Annotated in this window: 17 protein-coding genes and 1 pseudogene; 8 read left to right on the top strand and 10 right to left on the bottom strand. The window is 37.6% G+C overall.

Annotated features, from left to right (window positions below; genetic code table 11):
* Positions 1–6: 6 nt before the first annotated feature.
* Together FRE64_RS16585 and FRE64_RS16580 are read left to right on the top strand one after the other, a co-directional pair.
* The gene (locus FRE64_RS16585; RefSeq protein WP_146297474.1) at positions 7–546 is read left to right on the top strand and encodes an RIO1 family regulatory kinase/ATPase domain-containing protein; all 540 of its coding nucleotides are present in this window, start codon (positions 7–9) and stop codon (positions 544–546) included.
* A gap of 50 nt (positions 547–596) precedes the next feature.
* Positions 597–1,193, top strand: a complete 597-nt coding sequence (locus FRE64_RS16580) for a lipopolysaccharide kinase InaA family protein (protein WP_146297472.1) — start codon at positions 597–599, stop codon at positions 1,191–1,193.
* Between the two features lie 112 nt (positions 1,194–1,305).
* Here the strand turns inward: FRE64_RS16580 and FRE64_RS16575 are convergent, their stop codons facing one another.
* The 9 genes from FRE64_RS16575 to FRE64_RS16535 form a co-directional block, all read right to left on the bottom strand.
* A complete protein-coding gene (locus FRE64_RS16575) occupies positions 1,306–3,198 on the bottom strand; it encodes a 3'-5' exonuclease (RefSeq protein WP_146297470.1) in 1,893 nt (630 codons plus the stop codon).
* Between the two features lie 58 nt (positions 3,199–3,256).
* Positions 3,257–6,145 carry a UvrD-helicase domain-containing protein gene (locus FRE64_RS16570; protein WP_146297469.1) on the bottom strand — a complete coding sequence of 963 codons (2,889 nt, stop codon included), beginning with the start codon at positions 6,143–6,145 and terminating at the stop codon, positions 3,257–3,259.
* 498 nt (positions 6,146–6,643) lie between these two features.
* Positions 6,644–7,057, bottom strand: coding sequence for a hypothetical protein (locus tag FRE64_RS16565; RefSeq protein ID WP_146297467.1), 414 nt, complete (start codon positions 7,055–7,057; stop codon positions 6,644–6,646).
* A gap of 106 nt (positions 7,058–7,163) precedes the next feature.
* The gene (locus FRE64_RS16560) at positions 7,164–7,391 is read right to left on the bottom strand and encodes a helix-turn-helix domain-containing protein (protein WP_146297465.1); all 228 of its coding nucleotides are present in this window, start codon (positions 7,389–7,391) and stop codon (positions 7,164–7,166) included.
* Between the two features lie 294 nt (positions 7,392–7,685).
* Positions 7,686–8,582 carry a ParB/RepB/Spo0J family partition protein gene (locus tag FRE64_RS16555; RefSeq protein WP_146297463.1) on the bottom strand — a complete coding sequence of 299 codons (897 nt, stop codon included), beginning with the start codon at positions 8,580–8,582 and terminating at the stop codon, positions 7,686–7,688.
* Entirely contained in the window at positions 8,575–9,216 is a 642-nt protein-coding gene (locus FRE64_RS16550; protein WP_146297461.1) for an AAA family ATPase, read from the bottom strand. Before FRE64_RS16550 ends, FRE64_RS16555 begins: the two co-directional genes overlap by 8 nt.
* Positions 9,217–9,414: 198 nt before the next feature.
* Entirely contained in the window at positions 9,415–9,828 is a 414-nt protein-coding gene (locus FRE64_RS16545) for a type II toxin-antitoxin system VapC family toxin (protein ID WP_146297459.1), read from the bottom strand.
* Positions 9,825–10,037, bottom strand: a complete 213-nt coding sequence (locus FRE64_RS16540) for a hypothetical protein (RefSeq protein WP_146297457.1) — start codon at positions 10,035–10,037, stop codon at positions 9,825–9,827. Before FRE64_RS16540 ends, FRE64_RS16545 begins: the two co-directional genes overlap by 4 nt.
* Positions 10,038–10,090: 53 nt before the next feature.
* On the bottom strand, positions 10,091–10,315 hold the full coding sequence (locus FRE64_RS16535) for a hypothetical protein (protein WP_146297455.1): 225 nt from the start codon (positions 10,313–10,315) through the stop codon (positions 10,091–10,093).
* Positions 10,316–11,201: 886 nt separating this feature from the next.
* On the opposite strand from FRE64_RS16535, the gene FRE64_RS16525 reads away from it, so the two are divergent.
* The 5 genes from FRE64_RS16525 to FRE64_RS16510 all read left to right on the top strand — a co-directional run bounded on the left by FRE64_RS16525 (position 11,202) and on the right by FRE64_RS16510 (position 17,124).
* Positions 11,202–11,570: a hypothetical protein gene (locus FRE64_RS16525; protein ID WP_146297453.1), complete on the top strand. Its 369-nt coding sequence runs from the start codon at positions 11,202–11,204 to the stop codon at positions 11,568–11,570.
* Positions 11,570–12,409, top strand: a complete 840-nt coding sequence (locus tag FRE64_RS16520) for a hypothetical protein (RefSeq protein ID WP_146297451.1) — start codon at positions 11,570–11,572, stop codon at positions 12,407–12,409. Before FRE64_RS16525 ends, FRE64_RS16520 begins: the two co-directional genes overlap by 1 nt.
* 300 nt (positions 12,410–12,709) lie before the next feature.
* Positions 12,710–12,844 carry a hypothetical protein gene (locus FRE64_RS18145; protein WP_281286914.1) on the top strand — a complete coding sequence of 45 codons (135 nt, stop codon included), beginning with the start codon at positions 12,710–12,712 and terminating at the stop codon, positions 12,842–12,844.
* Positions 12,844–16,371 (top strand): helix-turn-helix domain-containing protein, encoded by a 3,528-nt coding sequence (locus FRE64_RS16515; protein ID WP_146297449.1) that lies wholly within the window; start codon positions 12,844–12,846, stop codon positions 16,369–16,371. The genes FRE64_RS18145 and FRE64_RS16515 overlap by 1 nt, the downstream gene beginning before the upstream one ends.
* A gap of 423 nt (positions 16,372–16,794) precedes the next feature.
* A complete protein-coding gene (locus FRE64_RS16510) occupies positions 16,795–17,124 on the top strand; it encodes a hypothetical protein (protein ID WP_146297447.1) in 330 nt (109 codons plus the stop codon).
* A gap of 185 nt (positions 17,125–17,309) precedes the next feature.
* Here the strand turns inward: FRE64_RS16510 and FRE64_RS16505 are convergent, their stop codons facing one another.
* Complete coding sequence (locus tag FRE64_RS16505; RefSeq protein ID WP_146297445.1) at positions 17,310–17,822, bottom strand: hypothetical protein; 513 nt, start codon at positions 17,820–17,822, stop codon at positions 17,310–17,312.
* 526 nt (positions 17,823–18,348) lie between these two features.
* Between FRE64_RS16505 and FRE64_RS16500 the strand changes: the two are divergent.
* Positions 18,349–19,437: pseudogene (locus tag FRE64_RS16500) on the top strand (IS630 family transposase).
* Positions 19,438–20,022: the final 585 nt, after the last annotated feature.

Raw genomic sequence — 20,022 nt, 5'->3', positions numbered from 1 at the left:
CCTATTATGTTTCAAAAAGAATATATCAACTTAGTTTTTAATAGCTCCAAACAAGAACGATTTAACTTAGGAGGCTGTGCCTATATTTATCCTTATCTTCCTGGAAAAGTGAGAAAAGTAACTAAAATAGAATTTGATCTCAAGTTTGAATATGAGACAATGGTTGCTCTTTGGAGAAAAGGTTTTCACTCCATGCCTAAGCCTCTAGGAATTAGCAAAGATAAGAACTCTATTCTGATGGAAGAAATTCAAGATGGTGTCCCTCTTCAAGAGTTTTTATCACTTTATCAAAGAGGTCAGATTTCTGAGGCTTGCACTACTCATATTATAGAGCTTCTACAGAAAGTGTTAAGTGAATTTTGGAGTAAAGAAGCAGTCCATGGAGATTTACACGCAAATAATATTTTAATTGGCAAAGATATCCAAGGCGCATGGAAAGTGTGGATTATTGATTTTGGGGCAACATTTTTCGGTGGCGATTATCAAATTGATCGCTCAAGATTACAAATATTTCTTGAACACTATGGAGTTAGTGCTTTGTCATAAACTTACCTTTAATTTTACCATTCAGCCTAAATAAATATTAGATAATCGCCATGTTTAATCAAGAATTAGTAACTCTCTACAATCACTTACTTTCTCGTCAAACCATTCAAGAACGGTTTGCTACAGGGGGAACAGCAGATTTACTATTATTAACTCCAGGATTAGTGGCGAAAGCTGATAAAAAAGGCTATCAATTTGTCGAACGAGAATATCATTTAATGCGAGAACTTTGGGACTCTGGCTTTCGGAAAATGCCGCAACCGCATGAAGATTGGGGGCTGGGGTTCACGCCAGAAGCGACCTTAGTGATGGACGAAATTCAGCATAGTGTGCAATTAGAAGAAGTCGCCAATGCTTATCTAGAGGGAATTGTTCCCAAGTTTGTGATGAAACATATTTTAGACTTGAAAGAAGAAGTATTTGCTGATTTTTGGTCAAGGGGAGCGGTTCATGCTGATCCTCATCTCAAAAATATTTTAGTGAATTTAGACCAACAGCAAAATTGGCAAGTGTGGTTAATTGATTTTGGGATGTCGTTTTGGGAAGGAAACGACGATCGCGTTTTCCCTACGACGACGGGATCAATAGCAAAAGATCGCGAAAAGCATTCTTTTTATTTGTCTCAATTTGGACTTGATGAGTTGTAAGTTGTACCGAACTGTGACTAAGAGTACTATAGCAGTAATAGAGGCAATAACGAACGATAACGACCTCTAAGAGAATTTTACCAATTTTTACTTAATATTGTACCTCATAATTTCAAGAATTACTAGAAGTAACGTTAAAACAATTACTATTTTCAAGCTCTTGGAGAAAATGATTTTTTTGAGAACTGAATAAGTATAATTCTTGCTTAGCCCGCGTCATAGCAACATAAAGTTCTCTTCTTGCTAAAGTGGCTCCTTCAGTACGCTTACTACAATCAGAAAAGTTTTCCATCCACGGAATTAGAACTACTTCAAACTCTAGCCCTAAACAAGAGAGAGTTGTAATTAAGCGAATTCCGGGTTTCTCAATCCTATAATTGGCTTTGTTTTTTTGATTTTTCGACACCCAAAAAAACTCTATTCCAACTTCTTGTAATTCATTTTGTAGTTGTTTCAACTGTTGTTCACTAGCTTTACGATAAATAATTGCTATTTCTGACTCATTATATCCTGCATCTAATTGAGTCTTAACTTTTTGAGCCACTGTTGTTTCTAAAGAAATTTTGGAACTTAAGGAATCAATCTGAGGGAGTTTTCCTTGACGTAGCGCTTGACTAGGCTCAACAATTGGAAATGTTATCTCATCTGAATCTGAGTTTTGAGCTACTTTGGGTCCAGTTTGTAAAATACTCCAAGCAGCAGTCAAAATCTCTTTTGTATTACGATAGTTACGGTCTAGATCGAATTTTTTGCTGATCGTACGTCCTTGTGCCTTAATTCCAACTGATTTCCAAGTAAAATCAGAACGCTTGTAAATGCTTTGGCTTCCATCAGCTACGATCATCAAATCTCCATTTTCTGGATCTTTTAGAGCTTGAACACAACATTGAAACCAAATCGGAAGAAAAGTGTGGGCTTCATCAATTAATATGGCATCCCACTTTTGCTGTTGAGGATAACTCCTTAAATTCTCTAATATTTGCTGTCCTACATATTCATCATAATTTACTCCCGACTTGCTAGTGATAGGTTTTCCGACAACTTCTTTTGCCCAAGCGTGGAAATGATGAACTTCAATTGCTCGGTTATCATCAGAGGCTTGGTCTAAAATTGAGCGTAGCATTGAACTTAAACTGATATTAAAACATAACACTAAAATACGAGCTTGACTATTTTGTTGCACAAGCATTTTTGCGCGAGATAGTAATAACAGTGTTTTGCCAGAACCAGAAACTCCAAAGAAGATACGATGACCGCCTCCAATTGACTTCGCAAGTGCTTCTTGTTTTGCATCAAGGGTGGAAAGAATAAGATGATTCGGAAGAGGAGAAACCCCACCAGGAATACTTTGTGGAGAAGCTGATTTAGAACCAATCACTATCTCTGGATAAATAACTCCTTTAATGGTACTGATTTGATCTTCAGTGAGCGGAGAAAAAGAAAAGCGAGTAATTAACATTTGCTCAAGGCGTTGGATGAGAGCTTCGCTATCTATTGTTTCCCATTCCCTTAACTCATCACTATAAGCAACAGTAGGGAAAGGTAGAATCTCTTCCAACGCTAATTCTGATGCTTGCTTTTGACTCAAATTGGACATAACTACCCCTACTCCAACTGGAAAAGCTAAGTGTCCCTGATATCGACCTTTTTGTTGAAGTAATACTTTATAAGTTTCTAGGTTTTGTGATAAAGAATCTAAGTAGTTTCTTCCCTGACGTAAAGGAGATTGATGAAGTTGAGGGGTATTGATGTCTTGATTTCTTGGTAAGATTTCAAAAGAGTCTGCATTAGCTTTGACAATTTGAGATCCGTACCATCCTTTGACTTCAATTACTAGCAAACCAAATTCAGGTCCAAGGATAATGAAATCAGGACGGCGTTCGTTAATAAATGGTTCATACCAAACTCGAAATGTATCAGGAAGATTGTTAGCAAGAACGTTAAATAATCTCTTTTCTCCTGCACTAGCTTTGTTTGGAATAGAGGAAGGAATAGTTATAGCCATAACTAACTTACTTTGAATTGAATAATGATATTAGTATATTTTTAGATTATGGAAATTTTCAAAGTTCATAGCTTTGTAATCCCCAGCTTCGCCCAATCGGATATGCTATATATTGAAAAGGCACTTGAGCTGTAATTTTATCTTCCATGTGATGACTTTTATACCTGCTAAAGGAAAATCCTTTTTCTATACCTTGTTTGATCATAATATCATATAATAAATCATTACCTACTATGCAAATACCTTTATATTGTTGGATATTTTTGACGATATGTGATTGAATTGAAGGTGCTACTAAATCTACTTCAAACAGTTGAATACGACATTCTTTATCATTTACAGAAAATTGATCAGGATCTACAGTTATTTGTCCCCAAACTTCTGAACATTTAAAAGCAAATACATCAATCCTTTTATCACTACTTAATCCAGGCCATTTATAATTCGGATGCTCAGGACTTATATATTCAATTAAAAATGGGACTAATTCCGAAATATTCATCACATTTAATTTCTTGCTCCATTCATTTTTTGAGAAGAGATTTGGATGTAGTTTTTGATACACTTGACCTGTATAAAAAAGAGCTTGGTTTAGGAAAATAGTATCTATATATATAGCACTTTGTTGCTCCTTAGTGTCTATTTTAGATTTATTAATTATTTTACTTTTTCTTTTTCTTTTAAAATATGACTTTTTATTTGTATTATTATTTAAATTATGTTTTTGTTGATTTTTTTCTCTACATTCAGTAACTTTTTCTTCCAGCCCTGCTAAATTATATTGTTCAGCAGCTTTTTCCCACTGCTTTTGCTTTTCAAATAATTGTGCAACTTTCTCATGATTTCCTAGTTCCACAAAAATCTCAATTGCTTCGCTTTCTTTTCCTTCCTGTAAGAATAATTTAGCTTCACTTTGTCGCTGTAGTTGAAAGTCGCCTGAAAACTTAAAGCACTCTATAGCCTGACGATAAAACTTAGCTTCTAAGTAATATAAACCTCGCTCTTTCCACATCTCAGCAGTCGGTTCAATTCGTACCTCTCTTACTGATTCTGGCTCAATTTGTTCAGTAAAACTATCCACTTCTTCCTGAGTCCAAAGAGAAGACAGCTGAGTCTCCCAAATATTCAAAATTCGACGAGTGCGGGTGATTGCAACATAAAGCAAGTTTAATTCTCGCCTTAATGCCGGTTTCTCTTTATCTTTTAAGGTTCCTTTCCCTTCTAAAACCTTTTGCCATAAATTTGAATTAACCTGGAAAAACTCAACTAAGAAAACGGTATCAAATTCTAGACCTTTTGCTTCCTCGATTGTAAAGACAAAACTGGATTGAAATTTATCTGATATTTCATCCTTATTTGCTTCTGTTCTCACCAAAATTGCATCTTCAGGATTAAGCTGTTCAAGAGTCGGTTGTAACTCTGATGATGAGGCATTAATTAATCTGGCCCATTCTCCATAACTATTAACAGCTTGGTTCGATTGTTCAACTGTTTCGTTTAATAAGCGCGATTTTAATTTTAATACTTGATTTGCTAACTGGGTTAATGACCCCACACTACGGAAATTAAAATATAATGTTTCTTGTTTAACAGGACGCTTATTTCGATATAATTTACTCTTTAATTCTTTCCATCGAAACCCACTGGAACTAACGATTTGGTTTAAATCTCCGGCAAAAAACAGATGACCATTGGGTGTTATCAGTTGCAGTAGTAAATGTAGCTGTAGTTCAGTCAAGTCTTGTACTTCGTCACAGATAATCATTTCATAGCGATTACCTGTTCCCTGTTTTATTAATTTGAGAACTTGTCTTGCTAAATCAATTTCATCGAAGCGTTCATCTGTATCTAGTTGTTTTTGATACCACTCTGCTAATTCATAAATTTTTGGACGTTGATCTGTTGAAATTGTTGATGATCTTTTCTTTCCTAATTGTTTATACTGGTTTTTAGAAAGCAGATTTTGATCAGTTTCAAGGTATGAACCTTTAATAATGCTACGAATTTCATCCCAGACTAAAGCTGATGGATACTGATTACGTTCAGCACGACGGTAAAGGTGATCAAAGGCTTGGTAAGTTACTTCATTTGCTTCAAAATAAGTTTCCCCTGCTTCTTCTAAAATGTCTAAGCATAATTCCCGAATTGTTTTGAACTCAAATAAAGATTCAACTTCGCTAATTTTAGCTCCAACTAACCGATTAAACTTTTGCTTTGCCTCTTTTACTAAAACTGGATTATACGCAACATACAGCCGTTTTCCTTCTGGTAAGTTTTCTAGGCTTTTTAGCAACCGATACAACCCAACAGTTGTTTTCCCTGTCCCAGCATTCCCAGACAACAATAAATTGCCATAATGATTAACTAACTCATACTCTTCTGGGGTGAGTTTAAGGGGTAAATCAACATCCTGGTTTGTAATTGCTTGTTGCCATTCTGATTCTGATTCCACTACTCGCCATTGAATATTTCCGACGAGTTCATCTACAACCTCTTCAGAAATCTGTAACTCTTCTGCTTCTGCTTGATCAATTGCTGATTGCTCATCAGGTGTAAGAGAAGTGCGCTCCGTTTCTAAACTTCCAACTGTTTCAAGTTCTTCTGCATCTAGCCATTGATGATCAGGCGTTCTTTGTCTTGCTTTGACTTGTCGAGAGACATCATCATGATCTAAGCAGAGATCCTGGATGGTAAGATAAACTTGTGGCTCTCCAGTATCTGCCTGTATCGATTTAGTATAAGTAAAAATCAAACGAACAGCTTGAGTTACTCTTGCTTCCCATACCCTTTTCGTGGTTCCTTGTAATTTCTTGACTCTTAATCCACCATCAAACTGTCGCTTCTTTAGTTTATCGATACACTTCCATACACGATTGCCGAAATCAGTTTGAGAGGAATTATTAAAAAAACTTATTACATCAGGATGTATAATAACTGGTAAGGTCATTACTTTCGTTCCTTAGACGCTTTGTTACTCATCCTAAATGATTTAGTGCAATCTTTTTTGGCATCACTCTAAGATTAGATAAAGTAAAAAACAAGTGCAAGTTAGTCAAAGGATCAGCGAAGCCTCGCGTAAGTGAGGATTGAACGTTGATATAGCTTTTAGCCTGATGCCCAATGAATCCAGTTGAGACCTGCTGTAGTCTCAGGCTTGTTTGTTATTAATTACTCTTGCTACAGTTGCCCAACGAACAATGTGACAGTTCAGGGTGCGGAATATAGGTTTTAATATTAGCTACTTAATTTTTAGCAGTTTTCATTCTTATTAGGGATATTCTTAAATTTTTGTCCTTTGCTGTTTGAAAACTAATCACCCATGACTGTGGCATCGTTTTTAAGACATGGTATGATATAATACTTTCAGTACATAAAAAAAAGAGGTAATTTTGAAATTACCTCAACCACGTTAAATTTTTACCTTATCTGGAGTAGGATCTAGATTCTACTCCAAATAAGTTTTTACTAAAGTTTTCACCTCCTCTAATTTTTCAATAATTAACTGCTGCTGACTGTTTTTTTGAGTTAATTGATCCTCTTCGGACAATCCCATTTTCTTGGAAATAGCCAAATTAATCGAGTTTAGACTAATTACAGGATTGATCCAGTAAATAAACTTACCGTTTTCACCTGTTCTCTGTCTGAGTAAAAAGGGAAAATCCGCTGGATTCTGTAAAAGATTACATAATTTTCGCAAAAGTTTATTTTGCGTAGGATCTTGATAAGGAAAAATTTGATTTTTCTCTAACCAATCAGCAGTTACGGATTCTCCTTGGGAGGCAATTGCCTCTAGAACTCTGAGTTCGCGGAAGTTTAATTGCTCTAAAAGGTGAACATGGTTTTTTTCATTGTTTGTCATTTTCTTTTTCCTTGCTTTATTGACTTCTTTTTTATTGTAGCGTCTAAAGCTATATATGTAAAGTTAAAAGCTAAGAATAATCAGTATAACTATATTTAGTCAAGGGTTACGTAGGATCAGAATGTGATTCTTCTTTCTCTAGCTCTAATAGATCTGCAGGAGTCACATCTAAGGCTTTACAGATTTTTTCCAAAGTCTGACCGTCAATACGAGGCATAGTCTCGCTATTTTTGAGCCGAGACACTGATACTCTGTTGATTTGGAGCTTTTCTGCCAGTTCGTTATTGCTCATTCGTTTCCGTGCCATAATTTCTCTTAGTCGCCATCGAATCATTGTTTTCTTGATTTACACTCAAGTTTTACTTCTGTATAGTATCAAGCTATTTTTGAAAAACAAGTCCCAGTTGAATTTATGGCAATAGTTGTCTTATCCCTTTTCTGTCAGTTTGCGAACGACAGCGTAAAAGTCACTCAACGCTAACCAAGGATTAACCAGTTTCTTGGTAGTGTCTCGGTTTCTCTTAACTTCTAAAAAAGTTGGCAAGTGCGCTCTATCATCTCAACCCAACCCTATAACTAGAAGACAACGACAAATGACAGGAGAAAAGTTACCTGTGGTAGGTTGAAATCATTCTTGAGAAATTAAACTTTCCATTTCCGCCAAGAGAGACTCCACACGCTTCCATTTTTCAGGATCAGATTTCCAAAGTTGAGAGGATTTTAATTGCTTAACCGTTCGGTCAATTTTTTGTACGGGAGTTACTTTCTCAGTCTTAGAACTCTTAATTGCCTTAACCCGTTCTTTGATCTCATTGAGAGATAGATTTTCCTCAACTGCCTCGGCGAGTAATTGTTGTCGCGAGGCTTCATCTTTTACTCTAGCAATAGCAGTTGCCTTCGTATAAGCCAGCTTCCCGCTTCTCAAAACATCTAGAATCTCCTGTGGTAAATTGAGTAAAGGCAGACGATTAGCAATGAAAGAAGAGAAACTATACCCTAACCCCTCAAAAATAGCTTCCACTTGCTCAACTGTTTCTTTACCCATAACGTTATGGGTAACCTTTCCTTTCTTGTGATTATCTAATTGGTAAAGGAGAGAAACTACTTCAGAATGATCTAAGTTGAGTTCAATCCCCAATAGGGCAATTACCCCTTCCGTTTCCTCAACTGCATTTAAGTCCTCTCTCGCTAAATTTTCAACTAAAGATAGGGCCAAGGCTTCTTCATCAGTTAAATCACGAATAATCACAGGAACTGTTTCTAATCTTAATGCTTGCGCTGCACGAAACCGTCTTTCTCCAGCTACCAACTCATATTGATGATTTCCCTTCTGTAAGGGACGAACTAATAACGGTTCTAGAATGCCATGCTTTTTGATAGAACCCGTTAATTGCTCCAGTTTTTCGTCATCAAAATAACGGCGCGGTTGTAGTTGAGAAGGAACGATCGCGCTAACTAATAAATCCGATTCCGCTTCTTTCGGGAGTTCTGCTAAAAAAGATTGAACATTACGTCGTTTAGCCAAGGATCTTCAAAGCCTCCTGAAATAACGAAACATAATCTTTGGCGGCTGCTTGTGCAGACGAACTAGAATTCTCAAAAACCGTTGCCCCTTGAACGGGTGCATCAGAGATACACTGCCGTTGGTAAATAATCGTATTTAATAAGGGAAACCGTTGATCAGCTTTTAGAGCTTGTTGGGCTTCTCGCAGTAAGATCGTATTTTTAACACCACGACTCAGAAATAAGCCCACTAAAGGACGACCCTGACGGACTTTTTGTCGCTGACGAATCACTTGTAAAATTTGGTTACTACTACTTAAATCCAACCCTGACGGCTGACAAGGAACAAGCGTCAAATCAGATAAATCAAGAATGGTTTTTGTTACCTCACTTAAACTCCCAGGTCCATCAACCACGACTAAGTCCGACTGTTCTTGAGCTACTTCAATCGCATCAAATAAGGCTTCTGGATCTAAAATTGCCTGATAAGAGAAGTTAACTGAGTCTAACTGAGCCAGCCATCCCGAACTAGATTCTTGAGAATCAGCATCAATGAAGCTAACTGATTTGTCTTGGGAGAGCCAGTAGGCAAAATGGACGGCGGTTGTACTTTTTCCACAACCCCCTTTTTGATTAACAAGGCTAATAACAGTCACAGGATAATGATTATTCGCTTTTGACTTTACCCATAACGTTATGGGTAGCCTTTTCTTTCATAAAATCCAACTTCAAAATAATTATAACTCAAATTATCGCCAATCAACGAGGAAAAAATCAGAAGCAAAAGCAAGTTTAGTCATAGGAGGCCTTACAGAGATGAGAGGAATTTGAGATCGCATCCTCTATCAACTTTCCTATTGAGGAGTCCAAAAAGTTAGCTTGGAAAAACGGGATAAATCTCGATAATCAAGTGTCCACACAGGACACCGAAGTTTCATCGCCACATAAACGACAGAAGCATCAGCTAAAGTTCCCTCCCAGTGGGAAAGATCGAGAACAATTTGTTTAATTGCTGAGAAGTCACTTTCAGTAATAGCATAGATTTGAAAACTGCGATCAATGGCGATAAACACAGCTTGTGCTAACTGAGAACCTTGTTGTTGCAACAACCAGCGATGGACTTCAAAAACGATGGGAAGAGGTAAAATTAACGTTCGTTCTTCTTGCTTTAATTGGTGAAAACCTTTAACCGCTTGTAAGTGATACCTATCTTTTTCAAATAGGGTAGCAATTAAAGGACCCGAATCAATAACCAACGCCGTCTTCAAAAGTCTTCCGCCTCCTCATCAGCGTGCTTGGGGGCAGATTTGACAACGCCTGTAAATGCTAAAAAATGAGAAACGTCTTTCTGGGCAAGTTCCTTCTCTACGGCTTTCTGAATAAACTGGGAAAGGTTTTCTTTACTTTGTCCTTCTTGATCGAGCTTTTCTTGAATGCGTTGAGCAAGCTCATCAGGTAAATAAATTGTGGCTCTCATTGCAGTTATCCCCTTTGCTCATCATACTTTTATCATACATGATCAGGTATTTCTCACCCTCTCCGAGCCTCCAAATAATAATCATGTACTTGACTAACAAGTCCACCAAAGTCTAAAAATTCCCGTAAGTTAGGATGATCTTTTACTCGGAACTGACAAATTTCTCCAACATAATGGGGGTTAGACTCATGACTGTTTTGAGTAGCTCGTTCTTTCAGGGGTTGAGTTGTCTGAGCCACTGGTCGAGAACTAGGAACTTTTCCCCCTGCTGATTCCACTGCTTTTCCAGTTGTTCATCTTCACTCATGAAACTAACTGATTTGTCTGGGGAGAGCCATTACCAAAAATGAACGGCGGTTGTACTTTTTCCACAACCCCCTTTTTGATTAACAAGGCTAATAATGCTCACAGGATAATGATTATTCGCTTTCCAGTTTACCCATAACGTTATGGGTAGCCTCTTCTTCCATTGAAACTAACTTAAGACTAATTTTACATCAAACCATCACCAATCCACCAAGAGAGAGCAATTAATCTTTTGCAGTTATCCCCTTTGCTAATCATTTAGCGTTAAGGAATGCACTTGTCGTTCTTTGCGTTGTTTAACTTCTCCCGTTAAGCCTAACGGCTATTAATTGATGGGAGTGACGACGCTGAGACCCAAAACAGTCACGAACATAGGCTTCCAACGAGATATAAGTCTTACGATCGCGCAGTTGAGCTAAACTTGTGTCCGCTTTATAGAAATCTCATTCTACTTTTCGCTCTCGATATAATCGATCCCGTTGTTCATCTTCACTTAGGGAAGGTTGCGTAGTGTCTAAAGTGCTAAAGCCCAAAGCTAAATCATTCATGATATTATCGTGTCAAGGACAGAGCATAGGGTTTGATTTTTCCCTCATGACTAATTCCTTTAATTATACCATTACACCACGGATATTATAGGCATTTTAGCAAATTGTATCCCCCAAAATGGCAAAATCAAAAAAAACAAAAAGTAACTCAAAAAGAAAAACAAAAGTTATTAATCCGTGCGGTAAATACTTAACACACCGACATTTTTCTATCAGCCTTATATGAAGGGTATATTAAGAGAAATGCCAACTCGCTGATGTGTTAACTATTAGTCGCACCTATTAATAATTAAAAAGAATTTGAAAAGTAATGAAAAAAGAGCCGAAAATGCGAAAACTAAAGCAAACTCATGATGAGCTAGGGCGTTTTACGACCCCTGATCCGCAAACTGAACCATTGCTAAAAAAAAGTCTCGGGTTGCGATTACCTGCCAGTGCCTACCATAAAGCGCTACAACTGGCAGAAAGACGAGGAATGAGCTTCTCGAAACTGTTACGAGAAGCAACAATGGTTGGATTAGCAGAAATGGAGAACCAACCAAATAAAAACTTCCTTTCAAGTTATAAAAACTTCCTTTCAAGTTATAAAAACTTCCTTTCAAGTTATAAAAACTTTCTTTCACGTGATAAAAACTTCCTTTCAAGTTATAAAAACTATTTAATACTCTTCAATAACTAATGATTTCAGACTTGGATTTCCGCAATGAAGATGGGAAATATCCTCCAATTGGTGAATTTGATAATGATCAAGCTCTTAATCAGCTAAAAAAAGAAAGAAATAAACAGGTTTTAAAAGCAATTTTAAACTATGGGGGAGCAATTAGTTCTCTCTGGCTTAATACAATGTTTTCCGTTGTTTTCAGTATTCTTGGTGGGAATAAAGTCAAGGAAATTGCTACTTTATCTCACATGATTCATATAATGGAAACCCTATTAGAACATTTTGAAGACGATGGTATTGAGATCATTCCAAAAGTTAAAGTACCAAAAGATGTCGCAACGGTTAATCAAATTGATTTATTTGTACGCTTTCCTCAAAAAATTTACTTTGCCATTTGTCATCGGAAGATGAATGATTCAATAATTACTTATCGTGAGGATAAAGAAACTTTCTATATTCGTCGCGTTAACAACAGAGGAAAGAACATCTGGAAACCTGATCCCTCTGACTATATTCCTGAATGCTTTAGGTGGCTACAAAAAAATGAGCGTAGTCTTTTTGGTGGAAAATCTAATGATACGAGAAAGCCCTCCGTTAGGATATTGTTACTAATGGGGGAAACGAAGATAAATAAGCATCACCCTCCACACTTATATGGCCAAGTTGGTGATGAAAAATTTTTGTGGATTAAGAAACAGGGACGTGGTACACTGACCATTATTGAGGAAGATAGGCTAGTTAAGTTTATCAAGGCCTTTGTAACATCAAAGACCAATTCCTCAAACTCAAAAACTAAGTATAATTCTTCAGTTGATAATACAGCAACCTCTAATGAAAATGCAGTCGTGAACAAGTAGGATGAGGGCTTATCTGCCCGCGCATCTCAAGGTCGAGAGTTCGACCTGTTTTGCGCTCAGGTGAGGCCAAAGCCTCTGAAGTCACTAAGCGTTGGAAATTAGTTGTTGCGATGAACGATACCCAAGTAAACGGGAGGAGCTAACCAAGAATTAATCAGAAACGCTCACTGTTCGCTCTTAATCCAAACGCTACTAGAAACTAACTACACATTAGTATTCTAGCATAGTTTAGAAAAAGTGAAAAAATAGGGTTCTGATCGATTTCTGGTTTACTCCTCCCATCCCAAGAGGAGGAAATCAATGAAAACTAAAACGAAGCATAGTTCCCACCTACTCTTAAATCAAGAACCCTATTCCAAATTTGCCTTTTCCCCAACAACCGCCATTGTTCAATTAGGGCGCATCGCAGTCGCACTAACGGGGGAGGCGGACTAATGGCTAGAGTCTGGGAACGCCACAACCACCGAAACCCCTGCCCTGTTTGTGGGGAAACAAAGAAAGGTTGTCGAACTAATACAAAAACGAATGTTACTCACTGCCGTGGTGAAAATCCTTCTCCTGCTTACCGATTCCTGAAAGAGGATAAGCACGGCTTCAGAATGTATAAGCTGGAATCGGAAATCAGCGACTTTTCCGAAGAGAAGAAACAGCAATGGCTTGAACAAAAGCGACGAGAGAAGGAAAGATGGCTAGAGCAAGAGAATCAGAAAATCAAATCTTCCCTATCTAATCAAGAGCGCGATCGCGCAATCAGAGAGATTCTCTCTCAGTTACCTCTCACTGATGAACATAGAGAGAAACTAAAAGCCAGAGGATTAAGCGATCAGCAGATTCAAGCTGGGGGATATCGTAGCGTTAGCAAGTGGCAAAAATTAGAAACCCCTGTCAGCCCTGCTTTAGCTGGTGTTAACCGCTATGGAAGAGGACTTAATAATCCTTGTGATGGGATTGTTGTCCCAATTCCCAACCAGAATGGCGAGTATGTGGCTTTACGCTTCCATGATCCCAACGCCCAAGAGACAGGAAACGGCAAATACACTTGGCTAGCTTCTAATAAGCAGGGATGCACCCAAAAAGACAAGGAAACAGGGGAGTATCCACTAGCCGTTTACTATCCGTCTGAGATTCAATCTCCTAATCGTGTGGGCTTGTGTGAGGGCTTAGAATGGAAGCCAAAGATCGCCGCCGAAAGATTAGGTTATCCCGTCATTGGCTTTGCTGGTGTCTCCTTCTTCCCCCAATCTCCCCAATTACTCAATTCAGCATTACAGGAATTAGAAGCCACGGAATTAATCTTTATTCCTGATGCTGGCGCGGTCTTAAATCCACGAGTAATTGAGCCTTCGATTGAGCTTTTCAATCTCCTAGAAGAATGGGGATATGAGGAGATTTCTATCGCTTGGTGGAATCAGATAGAAAAATCCAATGGTGATATTGATGAGATATCAGAGGAAACCATTAGCGACATCGCGCTAATTTCTCCTAGTGATTATCTTGCCAAAAATCCAGAGCAAGCTAGCTATCAGCGCGAACTAGAATCGGAAGCTGGTGGCAAAGAAATCTCCCAAAAAGAATGGGAAACCCAAAAAGGGCAAGATTTCATTGAATTAATCAAGAAGCACGCTGGCCATCAATTCAACGGATTTGATGAAATCCTGAACCGCCAACGGTTTGAAAGAGAAGTTAACAAGGTGAAGAAACTTATCTTTGGCAAAGATGAGATTCCTAAGAAAAATCCTTCTAATGGCATTCTCCATGAAATTAAATTCAAAAAAGGGAAACGCTCATCCTGTGTTCAAGAGCTAATCAAAAAAGGTTATCACTATATCCTTGATACAAGCGCCACGGGAACAGGGAAAACCCACGAATTAAACCAGCTAGAAAGTAGCGAGGGAAAAACATGGTATATCCACGCGGATCATCGTAACCCCACCACCGAAACCGCCGCCCAAAAAGCAGATCTCCCCAGCCGTCATAATGGCTTAGTACAGGATACAACACGGGAAACCGCCACAGGTGATCCCTATGTTCGACGCTGGAAGTGGAGTAAAGAACAGCCCGAACCTGACATCGAGGGGAATTGTTTTCAAGCGGATCGGTTTAATAAGTTAGCTGCTAAAGGCTATGATGTTAATTCCCGTAATACTGCCACCAACGATGGTAAGGATAACTTCATTTGTGCCACTTGTCCCCAGCGTGGAAGCTGTACTCAATTTGGCTACAAAGGAGAAAGACGAGATGCACTGGCTAATCCTGCTATTCGCGCCCATATTGATTCCATGCCCAATCCTGATTGCCCTGAAGATGGCTTATCTTACGAAAATGATATTGCCATTTTTGAGGAAGCTAGCACCCTCTTCCAAGCCACAAAAGAGCGTATCTTAAGCCAGACTGATTTAGATCAGCAATGGAACTGGATTGAAGAAGAAGCCCCTAAAGTTTACCAACGATTACTGCCATATAAACAAAATATCAATGCGATGTTAGCAGGGAAGATTAAAGTTCCCCATTATGGTGCAACCTCGCTTCCTGAAGCAACTGAGGAAGAAAGCCTTCAGTATCTTTTAGGAATTATCCCTTATGATGGCTTCAAAGAAGATTTATTAATTGTCTGGCAAATTATCGAAAAACATCGCGCCGTTGCTGATCAGGGATTGGCTGATTACAAAACCAACAAAGTAGATCGCTATAACGGGTTAACCCCAGCAGAACGGAAGAAGTGGAAAAGCGCGATCGCGCTGGCAGATAGTTACCTTCATGGCGAAACCTCCCAGCATAATGATCAGGTAATTGCCAATATTCCCACACTGGGATTATATGAAATTTTAGCCATTCTCTTTGGAAAAGAAGATGGCGTTGTCAGAATTGGTCATGGCAAGGTTAAACTAACACTTGCCTATGAAAGACACCGCGCGATCGCCCATGACATGAAAGCTAATATCTTTGCTGATGCCACCATGTCACCAGAAGAGTTAGCAGCCAAGCTAGGAGTGCCACGGGAAGAAATCGCCGTTATTAGCCAAGAACAGCCTGATTTAAGCAATCTAACAGTGAAAGCTATCTACATGGAGGGAATGCGATCACGGCAGTATTCTCCCGATTGCCAGCGCCGCCAATTAGCTTTAGTGGATCATCTTAAATCAGAATACATTGATACTGAATCAGCATTAATCGCATGGAAAGATACCAATTATTTAGATATAGATGGCTACTGGTTCCATGACAGCCGTAGCACTAACACCCTAAAGGGCGTGCCAAACTTAATCGCCGTGGGAACTCCTTATCAGAACTATGGCATGGTCAAAGATGAATATTACACCATTCATGGCACGCTCAAAGGGTTTGATGATTATTATGATTCTCTGAGACAAGCTGAGATTATTCAACTGTTAGGGCGACAACGCTGCCACTTGTACCCCGACCAGAATTTTACTATCTACCTCATTGCCACCAATATCGACTTTACCTTCCTTGAAGCTATGGGGGTAACAGTTCACTATAGCCACGCACTCGAATGGACAGAAAAAGCTGGCAGTACCTCCCAACAAAACAAACTGCGATTAATCCAGATTGGTTTGGAATTGGGAGAAGACTTCCGAAAATTATCCCAAACGGAGATCGGGCAAAAGCTCGGAGTCAAGCAAAGCTGTGTCAGTAAATTAATCAATCAAGCTGGCGGTAAAGATCGGTTACTAAGATTATTCCAGTTCCTATATAAGAGATTTATAGGAGTTGGAATAACCTCCAGTGGATTACTTAGTCTAAAAATACTCAGGGAGTATCTGAAAATTGATGATGAGGATTGCCAAAAGATTTTTGCTGATACGGTAATTTCTATGATTCAATCACTGAGGGACTTTCTGGCAAATGGAGGGAAAGATATCGCTGCGTTGGAGGAAAAAACGGAGTTGCCAGCTTGTCTCATTGTCGCGATCGCGTTGGGAGCATCGCCGCCAACTTAGCCCAAAATAATAAGGCTAATTACAAAAAATTGAACATAAAATGAATCACGGATAGATTTTTCTGGGCGTGATCGTATCTCCTTAGTTTTTAATATTATTCATCATTATAATAAGCGTTAAGCTAAAAATTAACCTGGGCTATCTTTATAAATTTAAAAAATTAGTCTTTAAAATAAATAAATAATATTGAGTTAAAGGTTAGAAAAAAAATCGCTGACCATTAATGACTTGATTATGTCTTAAAGAAGTCGTTAAAGTTAGCTCGGAAATATTATACAACAACTCAGAATAATTGAGGAAGAATTAAGATTTTCTGAGCCAAGCAATAGACATTTTTAGTCATTAAAATCTCAAAAGCATTCAATTTCTGTAAAGACCGACTAACGTCATTAAAACTAATAATTCATAAGGAGAAATTTTAATATGACTAAAAAACAAAAGATATTAAGCTATTTAAAACATAACCCGACCGGAAAACTCAAAGAAATTGCGAAGGCAATAGACTATTCTGAACCCGCTACCTACAATGGATTGATGGAACTATTCAAAGAAAACCAAGTAGATCGCGAACAAGGAAAAGGCCGTAAGCCTGATACTTATTACCTCAAAAATAATTCAAAAGAAACACCAAAGAAAATCAAAAGTAAGTTTTCGAGTTTCCCAGATGAAAAGATTTATACCAAAGTCTTTTCACTAGATTATTTAGAGCATAAAGAGGTTATCATTTTGATTCTAACAGACAGAAACGCCTAGATAGTTTAGTTCAATCTTAACTTTAGTCAGACTCCCCCTTATTATTACTTAGGGGGATTTTTTTTTACAGTCCTAATAATTGAGTACCTGTTTCTGTAGCTATGTTATGATCTAATTTTTACTTACTTTTTTAACTGTTTTCTTGCTTAATCTCTTTCTATCTTCAACATTTTTTCATGTTTTATCTAAAAAGATTCTATCATACTATTTAATACGTCTTCACCTTCTGGATTGTTATCATTGTCTATCGGAAAATGTCTTTCTGTCTCTTTCTTTCTCGCTTCCATAATTAACTCTGATTTCGTTTTTTCTTTCTCTTCCTCCTTTTTCTCTTCCTTGCTTGAGTCTTCACTTGACTGTTGGCTCAATTCTACGGTTGACGGGGCTTTTGCTTCTCCAACCGAGTTCACCCTTCTCCCTAGCATTTCTTCCACATCCAACCCTGCTATAATTGCCAAACTCTGTATTTGACCCCATAAGTCACCAATACATTTTCTTGTAATCTCTTTGAACTCGTGACCTGAAACAGTACCTAAATGTTTTATAGCTTTCGGATAATAATAGTTGTAGATCGCATTGTAGATCCTTGTTTTTCTTTCCCCCGAATCAATTTGATTAAGATACTTAAATAACCTTCCTTTCTTACTATTCACTTTTGCTGGTGATTGATATCTAAAATATACTGTGTTCTTAATCATAAGTGATTTATATCTCTCACTTATATGTTTAATATTAAGAAATTATAGTGATTCAATAACGTTATAATATACTAAAATCTACTAAAAATATAATATAGATTAGCATATATTAGTTCATTTTACACAGTTTTCTCCTAAGCAACAACAAAATCACTTAAGCCACCTCTATTATCTTCTTCTAATATCTACTAATATATTCTAAAATGTTTCATCATTTTAGCTATTTTTAGAATAAAATTTAAATCACACCATAAAACAAGCGAAGTGAGTGGGGGGAACTCAATATTATTTTGAAAATATTGGCATAATATAAAAATATCAATTTATTTATAAATAAATATAGCAATCCTATATCAGTTGTAAATTTTTAAATAGTTTTCTAAAATGGCGCTGAGAGCGAGAACTAGGAGTTAAAGCTGTTGGTAGCAACGACTCGGAGCTAATTGCGTACACAAGCAGAGTAGTCCGCGCCATCTCCCATAAATTTTTCATTGAGATAGCCCAATTGAGAAAAGGATTGAAGAAAATGAGTGAGCAGTTTTCAATAAATACTTTAGAAAAGCTAGACCAATTTATTGACAGTAATCCCGAACCGAGAGAACTAAAAAGAGCTTTGGCAGTACAGATGCTGGCGCAAGGGGTAAAAAGAACCAAAATCCAAGAAATCTTAGGAGTTTCTGAAGCTTTTATTAGTAAATGGAAAGTTCGATATGCTTGGGAAGGTTTAGAGGGGTTGAAACTCAAATATCAAGGCTCTAAAGGGTATCTATCAAAGCGCGATCGAATCTTCGATTCGGTGAGCGGAGCTCAATCGCGCCAAGGTAATCCACTGGTTAGAACAAAAAACTCAAGTACATTTTAGTGAGTTGAAAGCTCATATAGAAGATTACTATGGTGTCGAGTTTAAGTCCAAGCAAAGTTACTATAATTTGTTAAAAGAAGCAGGAATGAGTTGGAAGAAAACTCAAAAAAAAATCCCAAGCGAAATGAAGAACTGGTGGCAAAAAGGCAGGAAGAACTTTGTGAGTTGTTAGAAGCGAATCGTCAGGAGATAGAGAGTGGAGAGCTGGTGGTGTATTTAATTGATGAATGTCACCTTTTATGGGGAGATGTTTGTGGATATGGGTGGGGAGAGACTGAAGAAAGGTTAGAAATTCCCATGACAAATGAGCGCGCTCGCGCTACCTACTATGGAGCCTTAAATTATCAAACCAAAGAATTTTTAGTGGAAGAATATGATCAAGGAAATGCGAAAAATACAGTTTCATTTTTAGAGAAATTAAGAGCAATAAATCCGACAAGTCGATTATTAATTATTTGGGATGGAGCCAGTTATCACAGGTACAAAGAAATGAAAGAATATTTAAAGGAAAATAATCAAAACTTAGAGGTTTCAGAAAGACCAATTCACTGTGAGATTTTAGCCCCAAATGCTCCTGATCAAAACCCAGTAGAAGATATTTGGTTAAAAGCTAAGAATTTTCTGAGAAAGTTTTGGTATAAACTCAACTCATTTGCCCTAGTCAAGTGGCTATTTAAGTTCTTCCTTCAAAACGAAGTGTTTGAGTTTACCAAATTACATAAATACGGTTTCTTTCCCAAGAAAAGACAGTAAGATGCTCCTTAATTAATGACTGCTTATTTTTACAACTGATTTAGGATTGCTATAAATAAGTGATCAATAGTGAGTAAAAAATCGTTTCACGTAATTTAGTAAGGAAGGAAAAAGGAAGGAAAAAAACGCGAGGGAGCGCGAGAAGAAAGAGACGCGAGAAAAGAGAGAGCAAGTCAGGTCAGCAGGTCAAGGTCAAAACAAAAAAACTCATTTCAGGATAATTGTATCGTTTTTCCCCATTATTGGGGATTTTTTTTGTTCACTCTATTTTCCCTTTTTAAATCACTATTGTTATTTGTATTACTATATTATTGTAATGAAGATTATAAGTTTTTATGATTATTCAACATATTAGCTTTTTTCCCCCCATGTCTTTGCCCCCTCCCCCCCATGTCTTCTCTTTTTCTACTTGGTGGTTGCAAGCAGTGTAAAATGTCTGACAAGAAAAAGGGGCATAATTTTAAAGTTCAACACGATCGCGCCCCACCTTAAGAAAATATAAAATACCATGTGATCATAATCTAAGGGGACAGTGTGAAAATAGCTAAAAATAAGCCATTACAAGGAATAGAGGCATTATACCCT

Source organism: Euhalothece natronophila Z-M001 (genome assembly GCF_007904085.1).
Taxonomy (GTDB): Bacteria; Cyanobacteriota; Cyanobacteriia; order Cyanobacteriales; family Rubidibacteraceae; genus Halothece; species Halothece natronophila.
The sequence above is the reverse complement of the archived record's forward strand: the minus strand, read 5'-3'. Positions and strand labels throughout refer to the sequence as shown.

Coding starts and splice junctions, on each gene's coding strand:
- FRE64_RS16585 (WP_146297474.1), top strand. CDS start 7: ATGTTTCAAAAAGAATATATCAACTTAGTTTTTAATAGCTCCAAACAA.
- FRE64_RS16580 (WP_146297472.1), top strand. CDS start 597: ATGTTTAATCAAGAATTAGTAACTCTCTACAATCACTTACTTTCTCGT.
- FRE64_RS16575 (WP_146297470.1), bottom strand. CDS start 3,198: ATGGCTATAACTATTCCTTCCTCTATTCCAAACAAAGCTAGTGCAGGA.
- FRE64_RS16570 (WP_146297469.1), bottom strand. CDS start 6,145: ATGACCTTACCAGTTATTATACATCCTGATGTAATAAGTTTTTTTAAT.
- FRE64_RS16565 (WP_146297467.1), bottom strand. CDS start 7,057: ATGACAAACAATGAAAAAAACCATGTTCACCTTTTAGAGCAATTAAAC.
- FRE64_RS16560 (WP_146297465.1), bottom strand. CDS start 7,391: ATGATTCGATGGCGACTAAGAGAAATTATGGCACGGAAACGAATGAGC.
- FRE64_RS16540 (WP_146297457.1), bottom strand. CDS start 10,037: ATGAGAGCCACAATTTATTTACCTGATGAGCTTGCTCAACGCATTCAA.
- FRE64_RS16525 (WP_146297453.1), top strand. CDS start 11,202: ATGAAAAAAGAGCCGAAAATGCGAAAACTAAAGCAAACTCATGATGAG.
- FRE64_RS16520 (WP_146297451.1), top strand. CDS start 11,570: ATGATTTCAGACTTGGATTTCCGCAATGAAGATGGGAAATATCCTCCA.
- FRE64_RS18145 (WP_281286914.1), top strand. CDS start 12,710: ATGAAAACTAAAACGAAGCATAGTTCCCACCTACTCTTAAATCAAGAA.
- FRE64_RS16515 (WP_146297449.1), top strand. CDS start 12,844: ATGGCTAGAGTCTGGGAACGCCACAACCACCGAAACCCCTGCCCTGTT.
- FRE64_RS16510 (WP_146297447.1), top strand. CDS start 16,795: ATGACTAAAAAACAAAAGATATTAAGCTATTTAAAACATAACCCGACC.
- FRE64_RS16505 (WP_146297445.1), bottom strand. CDS start 17,822: ATGATTAAGAACACAGTATATTTTAGATATCAATCACCAGCAAAAGTG.